General features: G+C 48.9%; 18 protein-coding genes. 11 read left to right on the top strand and 7 right to left on the bottom strand.

The annotated features are described in order from the left end of the window. Position 1 precedes the first annotated feature (1 nt). Positions 2-898, top strand: coding sequence for a protein translocase subunit SecF (gene secF / locus ACSF8W_RS02335; RefSeq protein WP_500844688.1), 897 nt, complete (start codon positions 2-4; stop codon positions 896-898). 155 nt (positions 899-1,053) lie between these two features. Beyond that, positions 1,054-2,247, top strand: a complete 1,194-nt coding sequence (locus tag ACSF8W_RS02330; RefSeq protein ID WP_500844686.1) for a cystathionine beta-lyase — start codon at positions 1,054-1,056, stop codon at positions 2,245-2,247. A gap of 69 nt (positions 2,248-2,316) precedes the next feature. Here the strand turns inward: ACSF8W_RS02330 and ACSF8W_RS02325 are convergent, their stop codons facing one another. Continuing rightward, the gene (locus ACSF8W_RS02325; RefSeq protein ID WP_500844684.1) at positions 2,317-2,985 is read right to left on the bottom strand and encodes an HD domain-containing protein; all 669 of its coding nucleotides are present in this window, start codon (positions 2,983-2,985) and stop codon (positions 2,317-2,319) included. Positions 2,986-3,049: 64 nt separating this feature from the next. Here ACSF8W_RS02325 and ACSF8W_RS02320 point away from each other — a divergent pair, with 64 nt between their 5' ends. Beyond that, positions 3,050-3,481 (top strand): hypothetical protein, encoded by a 432-nt coding sequence (locus tag ACSF8W_RS02320; protein ID WP_500844682.1) that lies wholly within the window; start codon positions 3,050-3,052, stop codon positions 3,479-3,481. Between the two features lie 185 nt (positions 3,482-3,666). Here ACSF8W_RS02320 and ACSF8W_RS02315 read toward each other — a convergent pair whose 3' ends face one another. After that, a complete protein-coding gene (locus ACSF8W_RS02315; protein WP_500844680.1) occupies positions 3,667-3,951 on the bottom strand; it encodes a hypothetical protein in 285 nt (94 codons plus the stop codon). 382 nt (positions 3,952-4,333) lie between these two features. Between ACSF8W_RS02315 and ACSF8W_RS02310 the strand changes: the two genes are divergently transcribed. From ACSF8W_RS02310 to ACSF8W_RS02285, 6 genes are all read left to right on the top strand, one after another. Continuing rightward, complete coding sequence (locus ACSF8W_RS02310; RefSeq protein WP_500844679.1) at positions 4,334-4,927, top strand: DNA-3-methyladenine glycosylase I; 594 nt, start codon at positions 4,334-4,336, stop codon at positions 4,925-4,927. Positions 4,928-5,020: 93 nt separating this feature from the next. Beyond that, positions 5,021-5,944, top strand: a complete 924-nt coding sequence (locus ACSF8W_RS02305) for a cation diffusion facilitator family transporter (protein ID WP_500844677.1) — start codon at positions 5,021-5,023, stop codon at positions 5,942-5,944. Between the two features lie 159 nt (positions 5,945-6,103). Beyond that, the gene (locus ACSF8W_RS02300; protein WP_500844675.1) at positions 6,104-7,264 is read left to right on the top strand and encodes a chemotaxis protein; all 1,161 of its coding nucleotides are present in this window, start codon (positions 6,104-6,106) and stop codon (positions 7,262-7,264) included. A gap of 140 nt (positions 7,265-7,404) precedes the next feature. Then, a complete protein-coding gene (locus tag ACSF8W_RS02295) occupies positions 7,405-7,785 on the top strand; it encodes a hypothetical protein (RefSeq protein ID WP_500844674.1) in 381 nt (126 codons plus the stop codon). 275 nt (positions 7,786-8,060) lie between these two features. After that, positions 8,061-9,395 carry an N-succinylarginine dihydrolase gene (gene astB, locus ACSF8W_RS02290; RefSeq protein ID WP_500844672.1) on the top strand — a complete coding sequence of 445 codons (1,335 nt, stop codon included), beginning with the start codon at positions 8,061-8,063 and terminating at the stop codon, positions 9,393-9,395. 71 nt (positions 9,396-9,466) lie between these two features. Next, positions 9,467-9,988 (top strand): DUF2058 domain-containing protein, encoded by a 522-nt coding sequence (locus ACSF8W_RS02285; protein WP_500844671.1) that lies wholly within the window; start codon positions 9,467-9,469, stop codon positions 9,986-9,988. Between the two features lie 111 nt (positions 9,989-10,099). Here the strand turns inward: ACSF8W_RS02285 and ACSF8W_RS02280 are convergent, their stop codons facing one another. After that, positions 10,100-11,143, bottom strand: coding sequence for an alpha/beta hydrolase (locus ACSF8W_RS02280; protein WP_500844670.1), 1,044 nt, complete (start codon positions 11,141-11,143; stop codon positions 10,100-10,102). Beyond that, positions 11,097-12,059 carry a LysR family transcriptional regulator gene (locus tag ACSF8W_RS02275; protein WP_500844668.1) on the bottom strand — a complete coding sequence of 321 codons (963 nt, stop codon included), beginning with the start codon at positions 12,057-12,059 and terminating at the stop codon, positions 11,097-11,099. Before ACSF8W_RS02275 ends, ACSF8W_RS02280 begins: the two co-directional genes overlap by 47 nt. Before the next feature lie 327 nt (positions 12,060-12,386). Here ACSF8W_RS02275 and fabG point away from each other — a divergent pair, with 327 nt between their 5' ends. Both fabG and ACSF8W_RS02265 read left to right on the top strand, forming a co-directional pair. After that, the gene (gene fabG, locus ACSF8W_RS02270; protein ID WP_500844666.1) at positions 12,387-13,121 is read left to right on the top strand and encodes a 3-oxoacyl-ACP reductase FabG; all 735 of its coding nucleotides are present in this window, start codon (positions 12,387-12,389) and stop codon (positions 13,119-13,121) included. Between the two features lie 649 nt (positions 13,122-13,770). Beyond that, entirely contained in the window at positions 13,771-14,328 is a 558-nt protein-coding gene (locus ACSF8W_RS02265; protein ID WP_500844664.1) for a hypothetical protein, read from the top strand. Between the two features lie 78 nt (positions 14,329-14,406). Here ACSF8W_RS02265 and ACSF8W_RS02260 read toward each other — a convergent pair whose 3' ends face one another. From ACSF8W_RS02260 to rbsC, 3 genes are all read right to left on the bottom strand, one after another. Beyond that, positions 14,407-15,414, bottom strand: coding sequence for a substrate-binding domain-containing protein (locus ACSF8W_RS02260; RefSeq protein ID WP_500844662.1), 1,008 nt, complete (start codon positions 15,412-15,414; stop codon positions 14,407-14,409). A gap of 139 nt (positions 15,415-15,553) precedes the next feature. Further along, entirely contained in the window at positions 15,554-16,432 is an 879-nt protein-coding gene (rbsB, locus tag ACSF8W_RS02255) for a ribose ABC transporter substrate-binding protein RbsB (RefSeq protein WP_500844660.1), read from the bottom strand. A gap of 161 nt (positions 16,433-16,593) precedes the next feature. Next, the gene (gene rbsC, locus ACSF8W_RS02250; protein ID WP_500844658.1) at positions 16,594-17,562 is read right to left on the bottom strand and encodes a ribose ABC transporter permease; all 969 of its coding nucleotides are present in this window, start codon (positions 17,560-17,562) and stop codon (positions 16,594-16,596) included. Between the last annotated feature and the right edge of the window lie 5 nt (positions 17,563-17,567).

Here is a 17,567-nt window from a genome sequence, read left to right as displayed (position 1 = left end):
TATGTTTATTACGATGAAAAATGCCACTAAGTGGCGCCACTTCACCAGTTATGTGTCTGTTGCATTGATGGTGATATCCATTGGTTTGGTTGCGGTAAAAGGCTTGAACTGGGGCTTGGACTTCACCGGCGGCATCGTGACCGAAGTGCAGATGAAAGCCAGTGTTTCCAGCCACGACATTGATCGCTTGATGGACAATGAACTGCATCAAGATGTGAGCGTGATTGCTGCCGGCGAACCCGGCCGTTGGGTGCTACGTTATGCGATTCCAACGCAAGGTGAAGCGCCGAACGTTGGGCATATTTTGCAACCTTTAGACGGTCAGCTACAAGTGCTTAACACCAGCATTGTCGGGCCACAAGTGGGTCAGGAGCTTGCGGACCAAGGTGGCTTGGCACTGTTGGTTTCTGTCTTGTGTATCTTGGGATACCTGAGCTACCGCTTTGAATGGCGTTTGGCTTCTGGCTCCGTCTTTGCTCTAGCGCACGATGTGATCTTCATTCTTGGTTTCTTTGCCGCGACTCAAATGGAGTTCAACCTGACGGTGTTGGCGGCGGTATTGGCCATCATGGGTTACTCACTCAATGACTCAATTATCATTGCAGACCGCATCCGTGAAGTGTTGATTGCTAAACCCAACATGTCGATTGAAGAGGTGAACAACGAAGCTATCGCGGCCACGTTCTCTCGTACCATGGTGACATCGGGTACAACGTTGATCACCGTCGGGGCATTGTGGTTGTTAGGCGGGGGACCGCTGGAAGGGTTCTCTATTGCGATGTTTATCGGCATTATGACGGGTACTTGGTCATCCGTATCCGTCGGGACATCGTTACCGGAGTTGTTTGGCTTGAACAGTTCGCACTATATGCCAAAACCGATCACCGACGAGCCGTAAGCTCGGTATTCAACCATTGAGAAGGGCCGCATTGCGGCCCTTTTTTTATGTGCGCTTTTTCTGCGTGCCGGTATTCATTCTTTCTGTAACTGTGTTAACGTCAGGGGAAGAACTCCATCGTGAGACGATAAAAAACAAAAGGAATTGGGGTAAGCATGGGTAAGAAAGCATTAGAAACCAAAATTGTGACGGCTGGCCGTTCGTCGAAGTGGACGCAATCGCTGGTTAATCCGCCAGTGAGTCGCGCCTCGACCATCGTGTTTGATTCCGTGGCAGAAATGAAACATGCCACGGCGAATCGCGCCAATAAGGCGCTCTTTTATGGTCGCCGAGGCACGAATACGCATTTTGCGTTTCAGGATGCCATGGTAGAGCTGGAAGGTGGCGTGGGGTGTGCGTTGTACCCGTGTGGTACCGCGGCCATCACCAATGCGATTTTGGCGTTCGTGAAAGCGGGAGATCATATCTTGATGGTGGATGGGGTTTACGAGCCGACGCGTAACTTCTGTGACAGCATCCTCGATAAAATGGGGGTTGAAACCACCTATTATGATCCGATGATCGGGGAAGGGATCCGCGAACTGATCCGGCCGAACACCAGCATTTTATTCCTTGAATCACCGTGTTCGATCACGATGGAAGTGCAGGATGTACCGACCTTAGCGGCCATTGCGCACGAGCATGATATCACGGTGATGCTGGATAACACCTGGGCCTCTCCCATTAACTTCCAACCGTTTGAACACGGTGTCGATATCTCCATTCAGGCAGCAACTAAATACATTGTGGGCCATTCCGATGTGATGCTCGGTACCGCAGTAGCGAACGAAAAATGCTGGGCGCAGTTGCGTGAAAGCAGTTATTTGATGGGGCAATGTACCTCGCCAGATGATGTGTACTTGGCCATGCGCGGTGTGCGCACGCTGGGTGTCCGTATGAAGCAACACCAAGAAAACAGCCTGAAAGTGGCCGCTTGGCTCGCACAACGTCCGGAAGTGGATCGTGTGCTGCATCCGGCCTTTGAAAGCTGTGACGGCCATGAATTTTTCAAGCGCGATTTCACCGGCTGTAATGGCCTGTTTTCGGTGGTGTTAAACCGTGGCAGCAGTGATGCATTGACGGCGATGCTCGACGGTATGTCGCATTTCAGCATGGGTTTTTCATGGGGCGGGTTTGAGAGCTTGATCCTTGCCAATGAGAACATCAACAGCCTGCGAACAGCAACGAAGAAATCCTATGCGGGCCCGTTATTACGTCTGCACATTGGGTTAGAAAATGCGGATGATTTGATTGCCGATCTTGAACGGGGTTTTGAGCGTTTAAACGCCGCACTGGCGACATCGGTGTAAGCGTCACACGATAAAAAAAGGCGAACACCGCAACACGGTGTTCGCCTTTTTTTTCAAAAATTTAATGCGTTATTCAGGAAACGTCTCGCCAATCTCATGGCCTAACTGGCGTAAGAAGCCTTTCATGTACGCGGTGCGTCGTTGTGCTTCTTCACGGGCGGCCACGGTGTTCATGGTGTCGGCCAAGGTAAACAGCTTGGTGTAAAAGTGGTCAATACAGTAGGCTTTGTCATCGCGTGAGCGGGAGTGCCCAAACGGATCGTTTGTCGCATACAACGCGGAATTAAAGCCAGTACTGACTTGAATGCAGCGGGCAATGCCAATAGCACCTAAGGCATCAATGCGATCGGCATCTTGTACAATGGCCGCTTCACGGCTGGTGACCGGAATATTGGCACTGAAACTGTGCGCTTCAATGGCATGGGATATCGCGGGGAAATAGTACTCAGGATAGGCGACGCTGCGAAGAAAACGTATGGCCGCTTGTGCCGCCAGTGCCGAGGCTTGATGTCGGTTTGGGGCATTTTTCGCTAACGTCACACAATCGTGCAGCCATGCGGCAGGGATCACGACCGCCAGATCGGCCTGTTCTTGTTGAGCGAACTGTTTGGCGGCGGCCACAACCCGCTTGATATGGTCAATATCATGGGCGGCATCCGTGGCAGGACAAGATTGCAGGAAAGCAGCGCACTGCGCTTCCAGCGTGGTGAGGCAAGGAACAGGCGGGTGTGTTTTCATAGTAATGCGCTCAAAAAGGCGTCCGTTGTCTACGCTTTAGTAAACGCATACTAAAGGGGATACAATGAAAAAGACAGTGTATTTAGCTGGCGTGGGCGGGTTGGTATTCGGGCTGTTAGGTTGCTCAAGTGCTGAGTGGGAAAACGAGTGGGATCGGTATCAACTGCTGCCTGATGACTACACCTATAATGTCCCTTTCGATAGTATTTATCACTATGGATACAATCAGGGCTGTGAAACGGCATTGAGTGTATTGGGAGTGACGGACACGGAATACAAGAAAGATGCCGCACTGGAAAACAGTGACACCGATTATGACCAAGGCTGGGAAGACGGCAAGCAAGCCTGCGAGCAGGGGATCAGAAACGTGATGCCAACATCACGGATTGTGCCCGGGCCGATTGTCCCCAGTACCGTAACATCCGACAGTGTCGCATCGGGTGCGCCATCAGCACCGTCATACTCTGGGGCTGATGGTCCGACAACGACATACTAACGTCATCAACACGGCATGTTCTGAGAGGGCATGTGACTGGCAGAGTGCAGATGACGGTATGGTGATGAACAGGCATAAAAAAACAGACCTTAACAGGTCTGTTTTTTGTGCTGTGCTGACAACGATGAAAACGATAAACCTAGCCTGGTTTTATACTTGATCATTGTTCGTTGTGTCACACGGCCTTACTGAGTGGGTCTTGTCATTGATTGTACCTGACCGTTTTGGAATAAAACGGGTACAACGGCATGCACTTCTGGGAGTAATAAATATGCATCATTGCTTGAATCAGTATTCATTTCTACGACGATCTGAAGGTGTTGATTCAATGCACGCTGTAGAGCGGGAGTGCGAATTTTTTTCCCTTGCTTACCGAACTGACTATATTGACCCTGACTGGCGTAAACCCAAATATTAAATGAGTCATTACCATTCTCAAGCTGCTCGATAAAATCGGTGATATGTCTCATAAAAGTCCTTTTATAAATCAATATCTCTGTATTGACCGTCCTATTATGGAAGGAAGGTAGTATTTTTCAATTCCATTTACACACCCGCCTTCTGTTTGTGTGAAGTGCTTTGCATAAAACTGCAAAGCTGGGTGATAGGTGTAATATAACCGCAACAAACGTAAGTAATCAACCCGTTTACTCGACAGATTGCGGCGAAATGTGACCCAAAAATAAAGGTTATGTATTGAAACTTTTATTCATTACCATTAGTTTTTTTTGGTGTTGCATCACAACTCAATGATGAACGATCGAGTCGTCTATTGCTTTACAGTTTTCCTGTTATGGCGAGGTAACCCCTATCATGAGTATAATTAAACACAGCGTAATGAGTGAGGTCAGTATGGAAAATACAGTGTGCGCATGGGCGATGAAAAACCCCATTGAACGTATCTACCATGATGAGGAATGGGGACGCATTAATAATACTGATGCGTATTTATTTGAGTTTTTGACGCTAGAAGGTGCGCAAGCAGGGTTAAGTTGGTACACCGTATTAAAACGGCGAGAAGCGTACAAATTAGCCTTTGAGGGGTATTGTTTAACACGATTAGCGCAATACGATGCAGAAAAAGTTGAAGAAATAATAGAAAATTTTGATGTCATAAAACATCGCGGTAAAATTCAATCTGTATTTAGTAATGCGAGAGCGGCAAATAAACTTATCGAAGAATATGGCAGTTTGTCAGCGGCATTATGGCAATTTGTTGATCATCAGCCTGTGACCAATTATTGGACAGACAGAGAGTCGGTACCCACCTCGACACCGGCATCAAAAGCGATGAGCCGTTTTTTAAAGAAAAAAGGCTTTCGTTTTGTCGGTGAAACGATTTGTTATGCATTTATGCAAGCCGTCGGGATGGTGAATGACCACCTAGTATCCTGTCCTTGTCATCAGCGCATTCAGCAAGCCGCGATACATATGAAACGTGGATAGTGAGCGTGTGTTGAAGTGGTGGTGACACATATTCATGGGTATGATAGGCGCCTCAACGTCTTGCACGATTTTAAAGGATAAAGTTGGTCATTCATGTCTGATACAGCGATAAAAACGATACGTCGAGCCACGTGGGTCGGGTCAATCATTAACATTGTACTCGCCGCAGTGAAAATCACGGTGGGTAAAATCACAGGTAGCCAAGCTTTGGTGGCCGATGGTATTCACAGTTTGTCTGACTTGGTGACCGATACCGCGATTTTGATTGGCTCCCGATATTGGACGGCGCCGGCTGACAAAGAGCACCCTTACGGCCATGGCCGGTTTGAAACCCTGACCAATATCTTTATTGGTGTGCTGTTGGCGATTGTCGGGATTGGGATCGGCTGGGATTCACTGAGTGCGATTGGCCATGAAGCGACAAACTCGCCGGGTATGCTGGCCTTTGTAGCGGCAGTGGCATCGATTGTGGCAAAAGAAATTTTGTACCGCTGGACGGTGGTACAAGCAAAACGCATTAATAGCCGTTCACTGCATGCTAATGCGTGGCACCACCGCTCGGATGCATTGAGTTCGTTACCTGTGGCCGTGGCCGTTGTGGCCAATTGGTTGGCGCCGGGCTTGCATTATTTGGATCAAATTGCGGCACTGTTGGTCACGGCGATGATTTTGAAAGCCGCGTTCGACATTCTGTGGCCTGCGATTCAAGAACTGACGGATGCAGAAGCGGACACGGATATTGAAGCGAAGATCCAGCACTATGCGGATCAGGATCCACAGATCAAAGAAGTACATGCCATTCGTAATCGTCGCACCGGCAGCACCATTTTGCTCGATTTCCATTTGCTGGTGGAGCCTGAGATGAGTGTGGATAAAGCCCATACCATTAGCGAAAATTTTAAAAGCTATATTTTGGATCAACTGGATGAAGTGGTGGATGTGATCATCCACATTGAGCCCTACACGTGCGCGGAGCGTGTTATTAACCCGTGCTGTGAAGACAAGCACTGTAAATAATACCGTGTAACGCGATAGCGTTGTGATTTGGTCCGATTAAGCACGCCGTTTCAAAATGGCGTGCTTTTTTTGTGTCACTTTTTTGATATAGATAATCCTGTCATTATCGTATGATTGACACTTCGTTTTCTCCCTTCTGTTGTAGTTGTAGGTCCCTTCATGTCCATTCGACATTTTCGTTTTCTCGTGACGGCATTGTTTGTCGCCATCCTGTCCGGCTGTTCCTTACTTGAGGTCAAAATTGACAGTCAGACCGTACCACTCACCCAGCAAGAACTCGCGATGCGCATCATGACGCGCGAATATGCTCAGCAATTTTTTTCCCAAGTGGAACAAGCGGCCGATGTGCTGCATAGCCGTTATCCTTCGCGTGACAGCGCGAATCAATCTGCGGTGTTACTGTGGAAAATCAATGCGGAAGAAGGGTTGCAGTCTGCCGCCTACCAAGTGTCACCGATGGCGTCATTGATCGATACGTGGGTCTTTGCTCAGCAGATGGCTCAGTTTTATGCGACAGGGCCCGGTCATGATCTGTTTGTGACCACGGAGGCGCAAACCGTGTCGGCGCATTTGGCGAAAGAAGTGGAACAACTGGCACAAACGATACTGAAGAAAAGCGTGTTCACCCAAACGCAGCAGTTTGTGGCTGATTTTGTTGCGCAGTACCCGTTTGCTGATGTCAGCATGATCCGTACACCGGCATACCGCGCGTGGTTACGCGCCAATCAGATCAGTGCTGAAGATGCGGTGACGACGTTAGGTACCATGCCAGAAGCGATCGGTGACGTGTCGGATCGTCTGAGCTTGGCCTCTGAGCAAACCCCGAAGATCATGACGTGGAAAGCGCAGTTGCTGGCCTTAAACAGTACCGCCAGCATTGAGCAGGTGAATACGGCCTTGAACAGCTTGAAAGTCTCTTCCGATGCGTTTAAAGATTTTATTGATAATAATCCTGAATACATGCGTGATCTGGCGGCGCAAATGGCGATTGAACTTCAGCCGTTAGTGAATGATATTGATGCCAAAACCGCGCAGCGTTTAGTGCAATTGAGTGTTGAGCGTCAGGCACTCGAAACCATGGTGGCACGAGAGCGACAGGAAATTGCGCACATAATCAGTCATGAACGCGCGCAGTTTACGCAAGATATTAATCATGCGTCACAAGAAGTGGTGGATCTTGCGCTCACCAAGCTGATTGAGGTGATCAAAAGTACCATCCTTTATTTTGTGCTGTTCATTGTGGTGATTTTCTTTGCTCCATTGGGATTGGGTTATTGCTTGGGTAAACGTTCAGCGGTTCGTGCGACTGCCGTAAAGTGATTATCATGCGCTGAATCAGGTATTTTTTTGTTCTCTCAATAGTGAGATACGCAACGGCACAGTGATCCCGCTATCTTTACCCCATAAGCCGACGGTCAATATTCTCGGCGACCATCATGGGTACGTGCAAGGAGGGAAAGATGCCATTAGTGAAAATTAAGTCGTTGCCTTTCGCGCAAGAAGTGAACATTCCCCGGGTGCTGAATTTACTGTCACATGCGTTGTCAGAAGCCAGTGAGATTGAGTTGCATCATGTAATGGCGACGTGGGACTACCTCACGCCGCATCATTATGCCCATGGCGGTAAACATGTCGAAAATCAGCCAGAATTTACTCACCCGATTTTGGTGCATTTTTTCGCCCCTAATTTCAATTCAGAGGATGAGATTGCGGCGATGCTGGAATTGATCGCCAGCACGTTGGCTGAGCAGGTACCTGTTGATAAACGCAATGTCTTTATTAATTATTCTCCTGCGTACAGCGACGGTGTGTTCGACGAAGGGCATATCGTTGAGTGGTAATGGTTTACCTCCATGATGGGGGGGGGAATCAGAGTCAAAGTGCCGTCGTCGCGATCCAGACCACAAAATCAGTAAAAGCCAACCGTGATGCGGTTGGCTTTTTTTATGCATAGATATGGTGAAATGATCACCATTAACCACGATTTGTGACTAAGTATGCCTCAGTGAGGCAGAAGGCGCAGTGAAAATGAAAAGAAAAACAATTTACGACACAAACGCGAAATGTAACTATTTTGTTGTGAATTGTTATGGCGGATGCAGCAGGGAGTCGATGTATGACAGCGCGTGAAGCAAATTTTGATGGGTTGGTGGGGCCGACACATAACTACGGCGGATTATCGTTTGGTAATGTGGCATCTGCCAAACATCAAGCCCAGCCTTCGAACCCCAAATTGGCGGCAAAGCAGGGATTAGCCAAAATGAAAACCCTGTCGGACTGGGGGCTAGTGCAGGGGGTGCTCGCCCCTCAGGCTCGCCCGGATATAGCGACGTTGCGTCGCTTGGGTTTCACGGGGAGTGATCAACGGGTGATCACCCTAGCCGCTCAACACGCGCCGCAGATCTTTGCCGCCTGCTGCTCGGCATCGAGCATGTGGACGGCCAATGCGGCCACGGTGTCGCCGTCTGCGGATACCGCTGACAGCAAGGTGCATTTTACGCCGGCCAATCTGGTGAATAAATTCCACCGCTCGATTGAACATGACGTGACAGGCCGAATCTTGCAGGCCACGTTTGCTGACGATGCACACTTTGTTCATCATGCTGCACTGCCGATGTCGGAACATTTTGGTGATGAAGGGGCGGCCAATCACACCCGTTTTTGCCATGAATACGGTGAGCAAGGGGTGGAGTTCTTTGTCTATGGGCGACATGCCTTTGACAGCCGGTTTCCCGCACCTGCAGTGTACCCCGCGCGCCAAACGTTTGAAGCCAGTGATGCGGTGGCACGCTTACATCAGCTAAAGGCCGATCAGGTGGTGTTTGCGCAGCAAAATCCTGCGATCATAGATCACGGAGTATTCCATAATGATGTGATTGCTGTCGGCAACAGAAACCTGTTGTTTTGCCATGAACTGGCTTTTTTAGATCCACAAGCGGTGTATGCCACGCTGACTGAACGCATGGGGGATGAGTTTACGATCATCGAAGTACCGGTCGATGTTGTTCCCGTGCAGGATGCAGTGTCTAGCTACCTGTTTAACTCCCAGTTGCTTACGTTGCCCAATGGCGACACGGTGTTGGTGCTGCCGCAAGAGTGCCGAGATAACGCGACAGTGTGGGACTATGTCACGTACTTATTGGCGGAAGAACGCGGTATTGATCGTGTGCAGTTCTTCGATTTAAAACAGAGCATGGCCAATGGGGGTGGCCCGGCTTGCTTGCGGCTGCGCGTAGTCTTGACCGATGACGAGTTGGCCGCCGTGAACCCGAAGACGATCATGAATGAGGGATTATTTCATCAGCTCAACACGTGGGTGGATAAACACTATCGGGATCACTTAACAGAACACGATTTGGCGGATCCGCAATTATGGGAAGAATCCCGGACGGCATTGGATACCTTAACCCAGATTATGGGACTGGGGGCGATATATCCGTTTCAGCGCTAGTTCCCGAGAGGGGGAAGCTTTTGGTATAATGGGGCATATTGATATTAATCTGTGCCCGTGACGGAGTCTCCATGGCCAAGCTATCCCTTCAAGAGCAGCTATTACAAGCTGGTCTTATTGATAAGAAAAAATTAAAAAAAGCGGGTAAATCCTCGAAAAAATCCCGTACTTTGCGTAAAGAAGCGAAAGCTGCAGTTGAGGAAAACAAAGCAACGCAACTGGCGCAAGATCAGGAACTGAACCGTCAGAAGCAGGCAGAAGCGGATAAGAAAGCGATTGCCTCTCAGGTTAAGCAGCTGATTGAGATGAACAAAGTCGAGAAAACAGACGGCGATATCGGTTATAACTTTACCGATGGCTCATTGGTGAAAAAGCTGTATGTGAACAAGCAAACCCAAGACCAGTTGGTAAATGGTCGCTTAGCCATTGCCCGTCATGGCGAGAGCTACATGATTATCCCAGGTGTTGTGGCAGATAAAATCAGCCAGCGCGATGAAACCAGCGTGATCGTGAACAACGTGGTATCGGAAGACGTGATGGATGAAGATGATCCATACGCCGCGTTCCAGATCCCAGATGATCTTATGTGGTAAAACTCATCACAACCAGTGATCATCAATAGTGTAGAAAAGCCCAACGTCATCGACGTGGGCTTTTTTTATGGCTGTGACCCGTCCTAAATCCCGTTGATACTTTCCAAACGCTTATACGCTTTCTTTATTTATCCCCCTTTTTGCTTTTACTGCCGCTTTCACCGCTTTCACCGCTTTCGTCTGTTCTGCTGCTGACTTCGTCCCATCCCTTTTCGGGGCTAAATAGTCAGCGATTGCTTGGTAGGTCTGCTCACAGGCCTCCGGGGCTAAGGCGGCCAAATTCAAGTAAGCATGGATCATGTTATCCAGATGCAGGTATTCACAGGCAATCTGGTGATGGGTTAACCGATCGAAGTAGCGACGTCCTTCATCGCGTAGTGGGTCAAAGCCGGCGGTGATGACCATTGTCGGAGGATGATCCGCGTTCAGCGGCCGAAACAGGGGAGAGGCTTGCTGGCGATTTTCGCCGTGCTGAAAATAGTGGTCGAAATACCAATGTACTTTGCTGCTTTCGAGTAAGTAGCCTTGCTGCAACTGGGTGATGGAGGGGCTTGATAGCGTGTAATCCAAACTGGGGTAGATCAGCACAAGATGATCTACCGTCATGCCTTGTTGGGCGATATTGTTCAGCAGATGGGATTGCTGAGCCAGTGTGGTTGCCAGCGCGCCGCCGGCAGAGTCCCCCATCAAGGTGACTGACGGGAGAAAGGCGAACGACAGCGCGGTTAAGGTATCATGCAATGCGGTCAGGCTGGCCATGCAATCATTGAGGCCGAGTGGGTAGGGGTGTTCAGGCGCTAAGCGGTAATCCACACTGACGACGATGTGTTGGCTGGTGGCTGCGATTTTCTGACAAATAGGATGATAAACCTGACTGCTGCCACACATGTGCCCACCGCCATGGAAAAATACAATTACGGGCAGCGCATGGTGCGGATCGGGATGGTATATCCGACATGGAACGGATGTGTGCAGCAGAGAGGTATCGACAACCGTATCTATTGGGTCGCCGGGCATGGCGAATTGCTGGGTGATCGTTTGCAGGGCGAGACGCGCTAAGGCTGGAGTCGGTACGACACCCATGGCCAGTGATTGTGCCACGGTTAAATTAAATTGAGCGAGCCACGTCTGCAGTGCGAGAGGAATTGCTGGCATGAGGTTGTCCTTGCTGTTGTTTGATCTCCGGAATCCGGCTGATCAAATAATCTTTGAAATTGGCACAGCGCGCAGGCATGTATTTGCGCGGTTTAAAATACAAGTTCAGCTCAAATTGGCTACTGACGTAATTTTCCAGTATGGGGACCAAGGTTTTTTGTGCCAGTTCCTGTTTGATTAAGCTCAGGGGTAAATACGCAATCCCCCCACCTGCTAGGGCAATGTTCTTCAGAATTTCACTGTCATCAGCCTCTACCGTTTGGGCAATTTCGACTGAGCTGTATTCCCCGTTTAATTCAAAAATCCATCGGTTTCCGCCGACCAGCGTGGTGGCATACAGGCATTGATGGTTTTTCAAATCATCAGGCACCACCGGTTTTCCTTGCTTCTTGATATAGTGGGGTGAGCAACAGGCCATCAAGGGTTCTCTGAGCAAGGCCCGTTTAACCAGCAAGCTGTCTTTATCCTGAAAACCACGGTAAGTGGCATTGGCACGAATGGCAAAATCAACGTCATGCACATGATCCACTTCAAAGGCGGTTTCAAGCACCACAAAGTTAATCGACGGGTGAAACTGCAGATATTCACCGATGATTTGGCTTAAATAGTGTTTGGCAAAGAGAGGGGTACAAGCGATCTTGATGGTGCCTTTGTCTTCGCTGCTGAGGTTTTGCACTTCATTAAACACATCATCAATTTGTGTGTGGATCAGGCTGAAGCGATCAAACAAGCGCTGACCCGCTTGGGTTAATGTGATTTTTCGTGTGGTGCGCTTTAGCAGGCTCACCCCCATTGAGGCTTCCAGCTCATTTAACCACCGGCTGGCCGCTGATGCGGAGATGTGATTAAGCTTCGCGGCTTCACTAATGGAACCCGTACGCACAACATGGAGGAAAAAGACTACCTTGTCTAACATGGGCGACCTTGTAAAAACCTATTTATAAAAACCTATCTCTTTCATTTATAGCAAAGAAAAATACCGATCACCAATAACCACTTTTAAACTATGGTTAATGGTAGCGTCGGATTATTGAGGGCAATGAGGGCTTTGGATAGCCGGTGTCGTTTCTCTTTATGCAAAAGTGATTTGCATCTATGTGAGTAATCAATACGGCTGACTCTTCTAGAATAGGAATATACAGTGAGTTGTGATACCCGACACAACTGTTGGCGCTCTCGCTAATACCACATTTCTACTTTCACACAGTTTTCATTTTTGGTATTGAATAAAAGGGAAAATAAAATGCTTAATAATAAAGTCTGTATTGTTACTGGTGGTGCACAAGGTATTGGACGCTGCATCGTTGAAACATTTGCTAAGCAGGATGCTACACATGTGTATGCCTGTGACATGAATGCCTCAGCCATGTTGGATTTGGAAACCAAATACCCCAATGTGTCCGCAGTGGAATTGAATGTGTGTGATCGCGATGCGATTGGCCTCTTCATTGATAAAATTAGAGAGGTGCACGGCCATATTGATGTGCTTGTTAATAATGCAGGGGTTACCCGTGACAACCTGATCGATAAAATGACGGAAGAAGAGTGGGATTTCGTTTCTGACGTGAATCTGAAAGGGGTCTTTAATATGACTCAAGCCATCGCCCCTGTCATGATGGAAGGCAACATGGGCTCTATTATCACCATGTCATCGGTTGTCGGGACGGACGGTAACATTGGTCAAAGTAACTATGCTGCCACCAAAGGCGGTGTGATCGCCATGACCAAAGGGTGGGCGAAAGAGTTCTCACGTAAAGGGGCGCAAGTGCGGGCAAACTGTATTGCCCCTGGTTTTATTGAAACGCCAATGACGGTCGATTTACCGGAGAAAGTGCTCGACCATATGAAAAAGAAAACGCCACTGGGACGAATGGGGAAACCGGAAGACATTGCTAACGGTGCACTGTTCCTTGCCAGTGACAATTCCGCCTTTATCACAGGGCAGATTTTGAAAATTGACGGCGGGTTGGTGATTTAATTCCCACTCGTCACATACTGATTTAGGCTCTTAGGCACAGGAATCCCAGACACGTGCCTGATGAGTTGACAGTGTGCATTCTTCCAACCGCGCCTCACGCATAGCTTAGAGGGGCGGTTTTTTTATGCTCTTTTTCTCTCATTTTCTATGGCATCGTTTGGCTGTTTGATATCTATGGTTTTAATGGGTTTTTATTTCATGGTTCTTTATTGGGAAAAGCATCATTAACCAATGGCTGATAATGTTGTTAAAATATAAAAAAGCAAGAGATAGCACTTATTTGTTATTGATTCTCATGGAAGGCAGTAAAAAAATACACTTACATTCCGTTTATCATTCAAAGTTATGATTAATAAGATTTATTTTTAACTTTTCACTGCGGGCATCGCCGTTTTTACATCCTGATTGACGTCAGAAATTTAGATACCCCCCTGCCTTTACATTGCTTACAATTGTTATTAAAACAGACAATTACAGTGGTTTTACTTGTTTTATATCACCTTACGATAAGCATTTTAGATGATCGCGATAAAAATTATTACATGGTGATGTAAATATGAATCCCTAAACTCCGCGCTTCTTATTTCTCTGACTATATCCCCGCTGTTTTGAGAGGCGTTTGGATATAATGACGATTAGGTCAATATTTATGATGAAGCCGTGTTATTCACCTATTGTGCTGGCCGTTTTATGTAGCCCTGCAATGGTAAATGCATCGGCAATCGATAAAAGTGGTTTTTCGATTGCTGCTGGAACTGCATTTTTAGGTGGAGATATGGGCGGAATGATTAAGGATGAATATTCAGGCTCGACATTTTCTGCTGCGTTTGCCGTTCAATATACGATGGCACGTGGTGTGATTGTAGGTGGAAGTTATTCGCCTGCCGCGATCAATACGCATCAGGCGCAATTTACGGTCAGTGATCAGCATATTGTGATGAAGCAACAACGATTAAAAGCATCGGTGATGACGGTGTATACGGGGTATCAGTTTGATAATGGCTGGCGTGTGTTAGCCGGGGCTGCTCAAACGGACACGGCGTATACTGCTGATGGGGTCGCATTCAATGAAAAGCAGACTGCGCCACTGCTCGGTATGGGTTACCAGACCGCCAATGGCGTATATTTTGACTTGCATGCCACGCAAGTCGCCTATGCAGGGGTACCCGCGACCACATTGTTCATTATGATGGGAACGCGCATTTAGTGTGTATTGCTGCGTGTGCGTTGAAAGGGATAAAGGCGCTCCCGAGAGGGGGCGTTAACATCTCGGGAGAGCATATTGTTAGCGGTAGAGGCGTTTTACACTGTCACGTCGCATCAGTGTTGGCTCAAGCTGAACAATGGAATTGGTGTCTCGCTTGCTGTGGATTTTATCCAACAGCATGTCCACGGCTTGTTGACCCAGACGGTATTTCGGCTGGTGGATGGTCGTTAACGACGGGGTGATGTATTTGGCCAATTTCACATCGTCGTACCCGACAATAGACAGATCATCCGGCACAACGATGCCTTTTTTGTGGGCGGTATTGATGGCACCCATCGCCATCATGTCGTTACACACAAACAGTGCAGTGGGCAACGGCCCGCGTTCATACAGGGTTGTAAACGCTTCTTCGCCCCCTTCACATTCAAAGTTGCCAGAGGCTATCCACGGTTTATGGGTAGGGAGGTTGGCTTCTTCCATCGCCTGAAGGAACCCCGACAAGCGTTGTTGAGCGGTGAGTTTATCTTGTGGCCCGGTGATACATCCAATCTGGGTATGGCCGAGTTCAATCAGATGGCGGGTGGCAAGATAGCCGCCGTGGTGAGAATTGTCTTGGATAATATCACACGGAAAATCTACCGGTCCCCAGTCCATTACCACCGTCGGTACGGGCTGGTGGCGGGCAAATACATCCAGCGAGTTATCTTCAACTTCGCTGCACATCAGCAATAAACCGTCGACCCGTTTTTGTAACAGAGTATCGAGATTGGCATGCATACGCGCTAAATCCCCCTCGGTATTACACAGGATCAAATTGTAACCCTGCTGATAGCAACGTCGCTCCACGCCTTTGACGACTTCGCCAAAAAACGGATTGGTGGAGGTGGTAACCAGCATGCCAAACGTGCGGGTATGGTTAACCTTCAGACTGCGTGCCAGCGCAGATGGGGCATAGTTAAGGGCATCAACTGCGGCTAATACACGGACGGAAATGTCGTCACTGACAAAGCGGGTTTTATTGAGGACGTGGCTGACGGTGGAAGTGGATACCCCCGCTTCTTTTGCTACATCTTTAATTGTCGCCATGGGTTCTCCCTGAGCTGCACCCGTTAAGGGGCAGGAAATGGTGCTGTTTTTCCTAAAGCATGGGCGGCGTCTGCATGCAGACGCCGCCCATTATTCCATTATGCCTTGCTCCCAGTATAAAAAGGGGGGAGGAAGAGTATTACTGCGTGATCACTTTCAGCGGGACAGGAATGAAGGCTTCAACCTTGCCACCTTTTAGCATTGTGTCAGCCGTTGTTACACCTAATGCGCCGATCAACTCTGGCTGCTGCGCGATAGTCGCGGCCAGTTTGCCACGTTTAACTGCCGCAATACCGTCTTCGGTACCATCAAAGCCCACGATCATGACGTCTTTGCCTGAGGCTTGTACGGCACGCATTGCGCCCAGCGCCATTTCATCATTTTGAGCGAAAACCGCTTGCACATCAGGGTTGGCTGCCATCATGTTTTCCATGACGTTCAGGCCTTTGGTGCGGTCAAAGTCAGCGGGTTGGCTGGCAAGCAGATCCATCTCGTTGGTCTTCACGGCATTCATGAAGCCTTGGCCACGTTCACGCGCCGCAGAAGTACCCGCGATGCCTTCCAGTTGGATAACGCGCGCTTTCTCGCCCACTTTTTCCATGATGTATTTACCGGCCATTTCGCCACCCGCCACGTTGTCTGAAGCAATGTGGCTCACCACGTCACCACGGCTTGCACCACGGTCAAGTGTCAGGACTGGGATCTTAGAGCGGTTCGCCATGCGGATCGCATTAGAAACCGCATCGGAATCGGTTGGGTTAATCAAAATGGCTTTCACGCCACGTACGGTCAAATCTTCAATGTTTGACAGCTCTTTGCTTGGGTCATTTTGCGAGTCCAGTACGATCAGTTCGTAGCCCAACTCTTTTGCTTTTGCTTCTGCGCCTTCTTTCATGGTGACAAAGAAGGGGTTATTTAAGGTAGAGACAACCATGGCAAGCGTATCTTGCGCCGCCGCAGTTGAACTGAATGATGCAGACAGTACTGCCGCAGAGATCAGGGTGGCTAGCTTTTTCATTCTGTATTCCTTTCTACATGTGTCGGTGGCGGCGGGCAGAGGGGAGGCTGCCCGCACAACCGTGTTTGTGTCCATCAATAAGCGACGCGCTCATTGAGTGATGAAAAATCATTAATGGGTTAACGCGTGATACGTGTGCGTTGAACGCGATGTATTACTGCTTATTTGTTTTTGTTGTCGACCAAGACTGCCAGCAAAATCACGACGGCTTTCGCAATCATCTGGTAGTAAGACGAGACGTCGAGCAGGTTCAGGGCGTTGTTCAGGAAGCCGATGATCAAGGCACCGATCAGCGTACCCATGATGCGACCTTTACCCCCAGCCAGGCTGGTACCACCCAGAACGACCGCGGCGATAGCATCCAGCTCATAACCCATACCGGCGGTTGGCTGTGCTGATGACAAGCGCGATGTTACGATAAGGCCTGCCAATGCAGCCAGTAGACCACACAGGGCGTAGACACCGATTTTGACGCGGTCAACATTGATACCTGACAGACGCGCAGCTGATTCATTGCCGCCCACGGCATACACATAGCGGCCGAAGCGTGTGTGGTTCAGTAGGTACCACACCGATGCAAAGACAATCACCATCAACCAGATCGGAACTGGAATGCCCAGTGCGTAGCCTGTACCGAACCACGCAAAGTTGTCAGCCACATCAGTAAAACCGGTCGAAATAGGACGCCCTTCGGTGTACACCATGGTCACACCACGCAATAGCGTCATGGTTACCAGTGTGGCAATGAAAGCCTGCACTTTTCCTTTGGCGATGATGATGCCGCTGATTGCACCCAGTACCGCACCCGCAAGCAGGGCTGTCGGTACTGCGACCAAGACCGGTACTTCCATGCCAATCAGGGTGGCGGCAAAGGCACCACATAGCGCCAGTACCGAACCGACACTCAAATCAATCCCGGCCGTCAGGATAACCAGGGTCATACCCACGGCAATAATGGCGTTGATCGAGGTTTGGCGCAGAATGTTCAGAATGTTGTCAACGGTGAAGAAGTTTGGGTTTAAAAAAGACACCACGACAATCAGGAAAATCAATGCGATCAGTGATTTTTGTTCAATCAGCCACGCTTTGCTAAAGCGCGGTGTGCTACCTGTCGGTTGTTGTTTCGTCATAGCAT

This window comes from Photobacterium sp. 270122K (genome assembly GCF_059941365.1).
This window is presented reverse-complemented; position numbering and strand designations above follow the sequence as displayed.

What these genes read in the sequence shown, in the direction of transcription:
- secF (WP_500844688.1), top strand. Translation starts at nt 2, where the DNA reads ATGTTTATTACGATGAAAAATGCCACTAAGTGGCGCCACTTCACCAGT.
- ACSF8W_RS02330 (WP_500844686.1), top strand. Translation starts at nt 1,054, where the DNA reads ATGGGTAAGAAAGCATTAGAAACCAAAATTGTGACGGCTGGCCGTTCG.
- ACSF8W_RS02325 (WP_500844684.1), bottom strand. Translation starts at nt 2,985, where the DNA reads ATGAAAACACACCCGCCTGTTCCTTGCCTCACCACGCTGGAAGCGCAG.
- ACSF8W_RS02320 (WP_500844682.1), top strand. Translation starts at nt 3,050, where the DNA reads ATGAAAAAGACAGTGTATTTAGCTGGCGTGGGCGGGTTGGTATTCGGG.
- ACSF8W_RS02315 (WP_500844680.1), bottom strand. Translation starts at nt 3,951, where the DNA reads ATGAGACATATCACCGATTTTATCGAGCAGCTTGAGAATGGTAATGAC.
- ACSF8W_RS02310 (WP_500844679.1), top strand. Translation starts at nt 4,334, where the DNA reads ATGGAAAATACAGTGTGCGCATGGGCGATGAAAAACCCCATTGAACGT.
- ACSF8W_RS02305 (WP_500844677.1), top strand. Translation starts at nt 5,021, where the DNA reads ATGTCTGATACAGCGATAAAAACGATACGTCGAGCCACGTGGGTCGGG.
- ACSF8W_RS02300 (WP_500844675.1), top strand. Translation starts at nt 6,104, where the DNA reads ATGTCCATTCGACATTTTCGTTTTCTCGTGACGGCATTGTTTGTCGCC.
- ACSF8W_RS02295 (WP_500844674.1), top strand. Translation starts at nt 7,405, where the DNA reads ATGCCATTAGTGAAAATTAAGTCGTTGCCTTTCGCGCAAGAAGTGAAC.
- astB (WP_500844672.1), top strand. Translation starts at nt 8,061, where the DNA reads ATGACAGCGCGTGAAGCAAATTTTGATGGGTTGGTGGGGCCGACACAT.
- ACSF8W_RS02285 (WP_500844671.1), top strand. Translation starts at nt 9,467, where the DNA reads ATGGCCAAGCTATCCCTTCAAGAGCAGCTATTACAAGCTGGTCTTATT.
- ACSF8W_RS02280 (WP_500844670.1), bottom strand. Translation starts at nt 11,143, where the DNA reads ATGCCAGCAATTCCTCTCGCACTGCAGACGTGGCTCGCTCAATTTAAT.
- ACSF8W_RS02275 (WP_500844668.1), bottom strand. Translation starts at nt 12,059, where the DNA reads ATGTTAGACAAGGTAGTCTTTTTCCTCCATGTTGTGCGTACGGGTTCC.
- fabG (WP_500844666.1), top strand. Translation starts at nt 12,387, where the DNA reads ATGCTTAATAATAAAGTCTGTATTGTTACTGGTGGTGCACAAGGTATT.
- ACSF8W_RS02265 (WP_500844664.1), top strand. Translation starts at nt 13,771, where the DNA reads ATGATGAAGCCGTGTTATTCACCTATTGTGCTGGCCGTTTTATGTAGC.
- ACSF8W_RS02260 (WP_500844662.1), bottom strand. Translation starts at nt 15,414, where the DNA reads ATGGCGACAATTAAAGATGTAGCAAAAGAAGCGGGGGTATCCACTTCC.
- rbsB (WP_500844660.1), bottom strand. Translation starts at nt 16,432, where the DNA reads ATGAAAAAGCTAGCCACCCTGATCTCTGCGGCAGTACTGTCTGCATCA.
- rbsC (WP_500844658.1), bottom strand. Translation starts at nt 17,562, where the DNA reads ATGACGAAACAACAACCGACAGGTAGCACACCGCGCTTTAGCAAAGCG.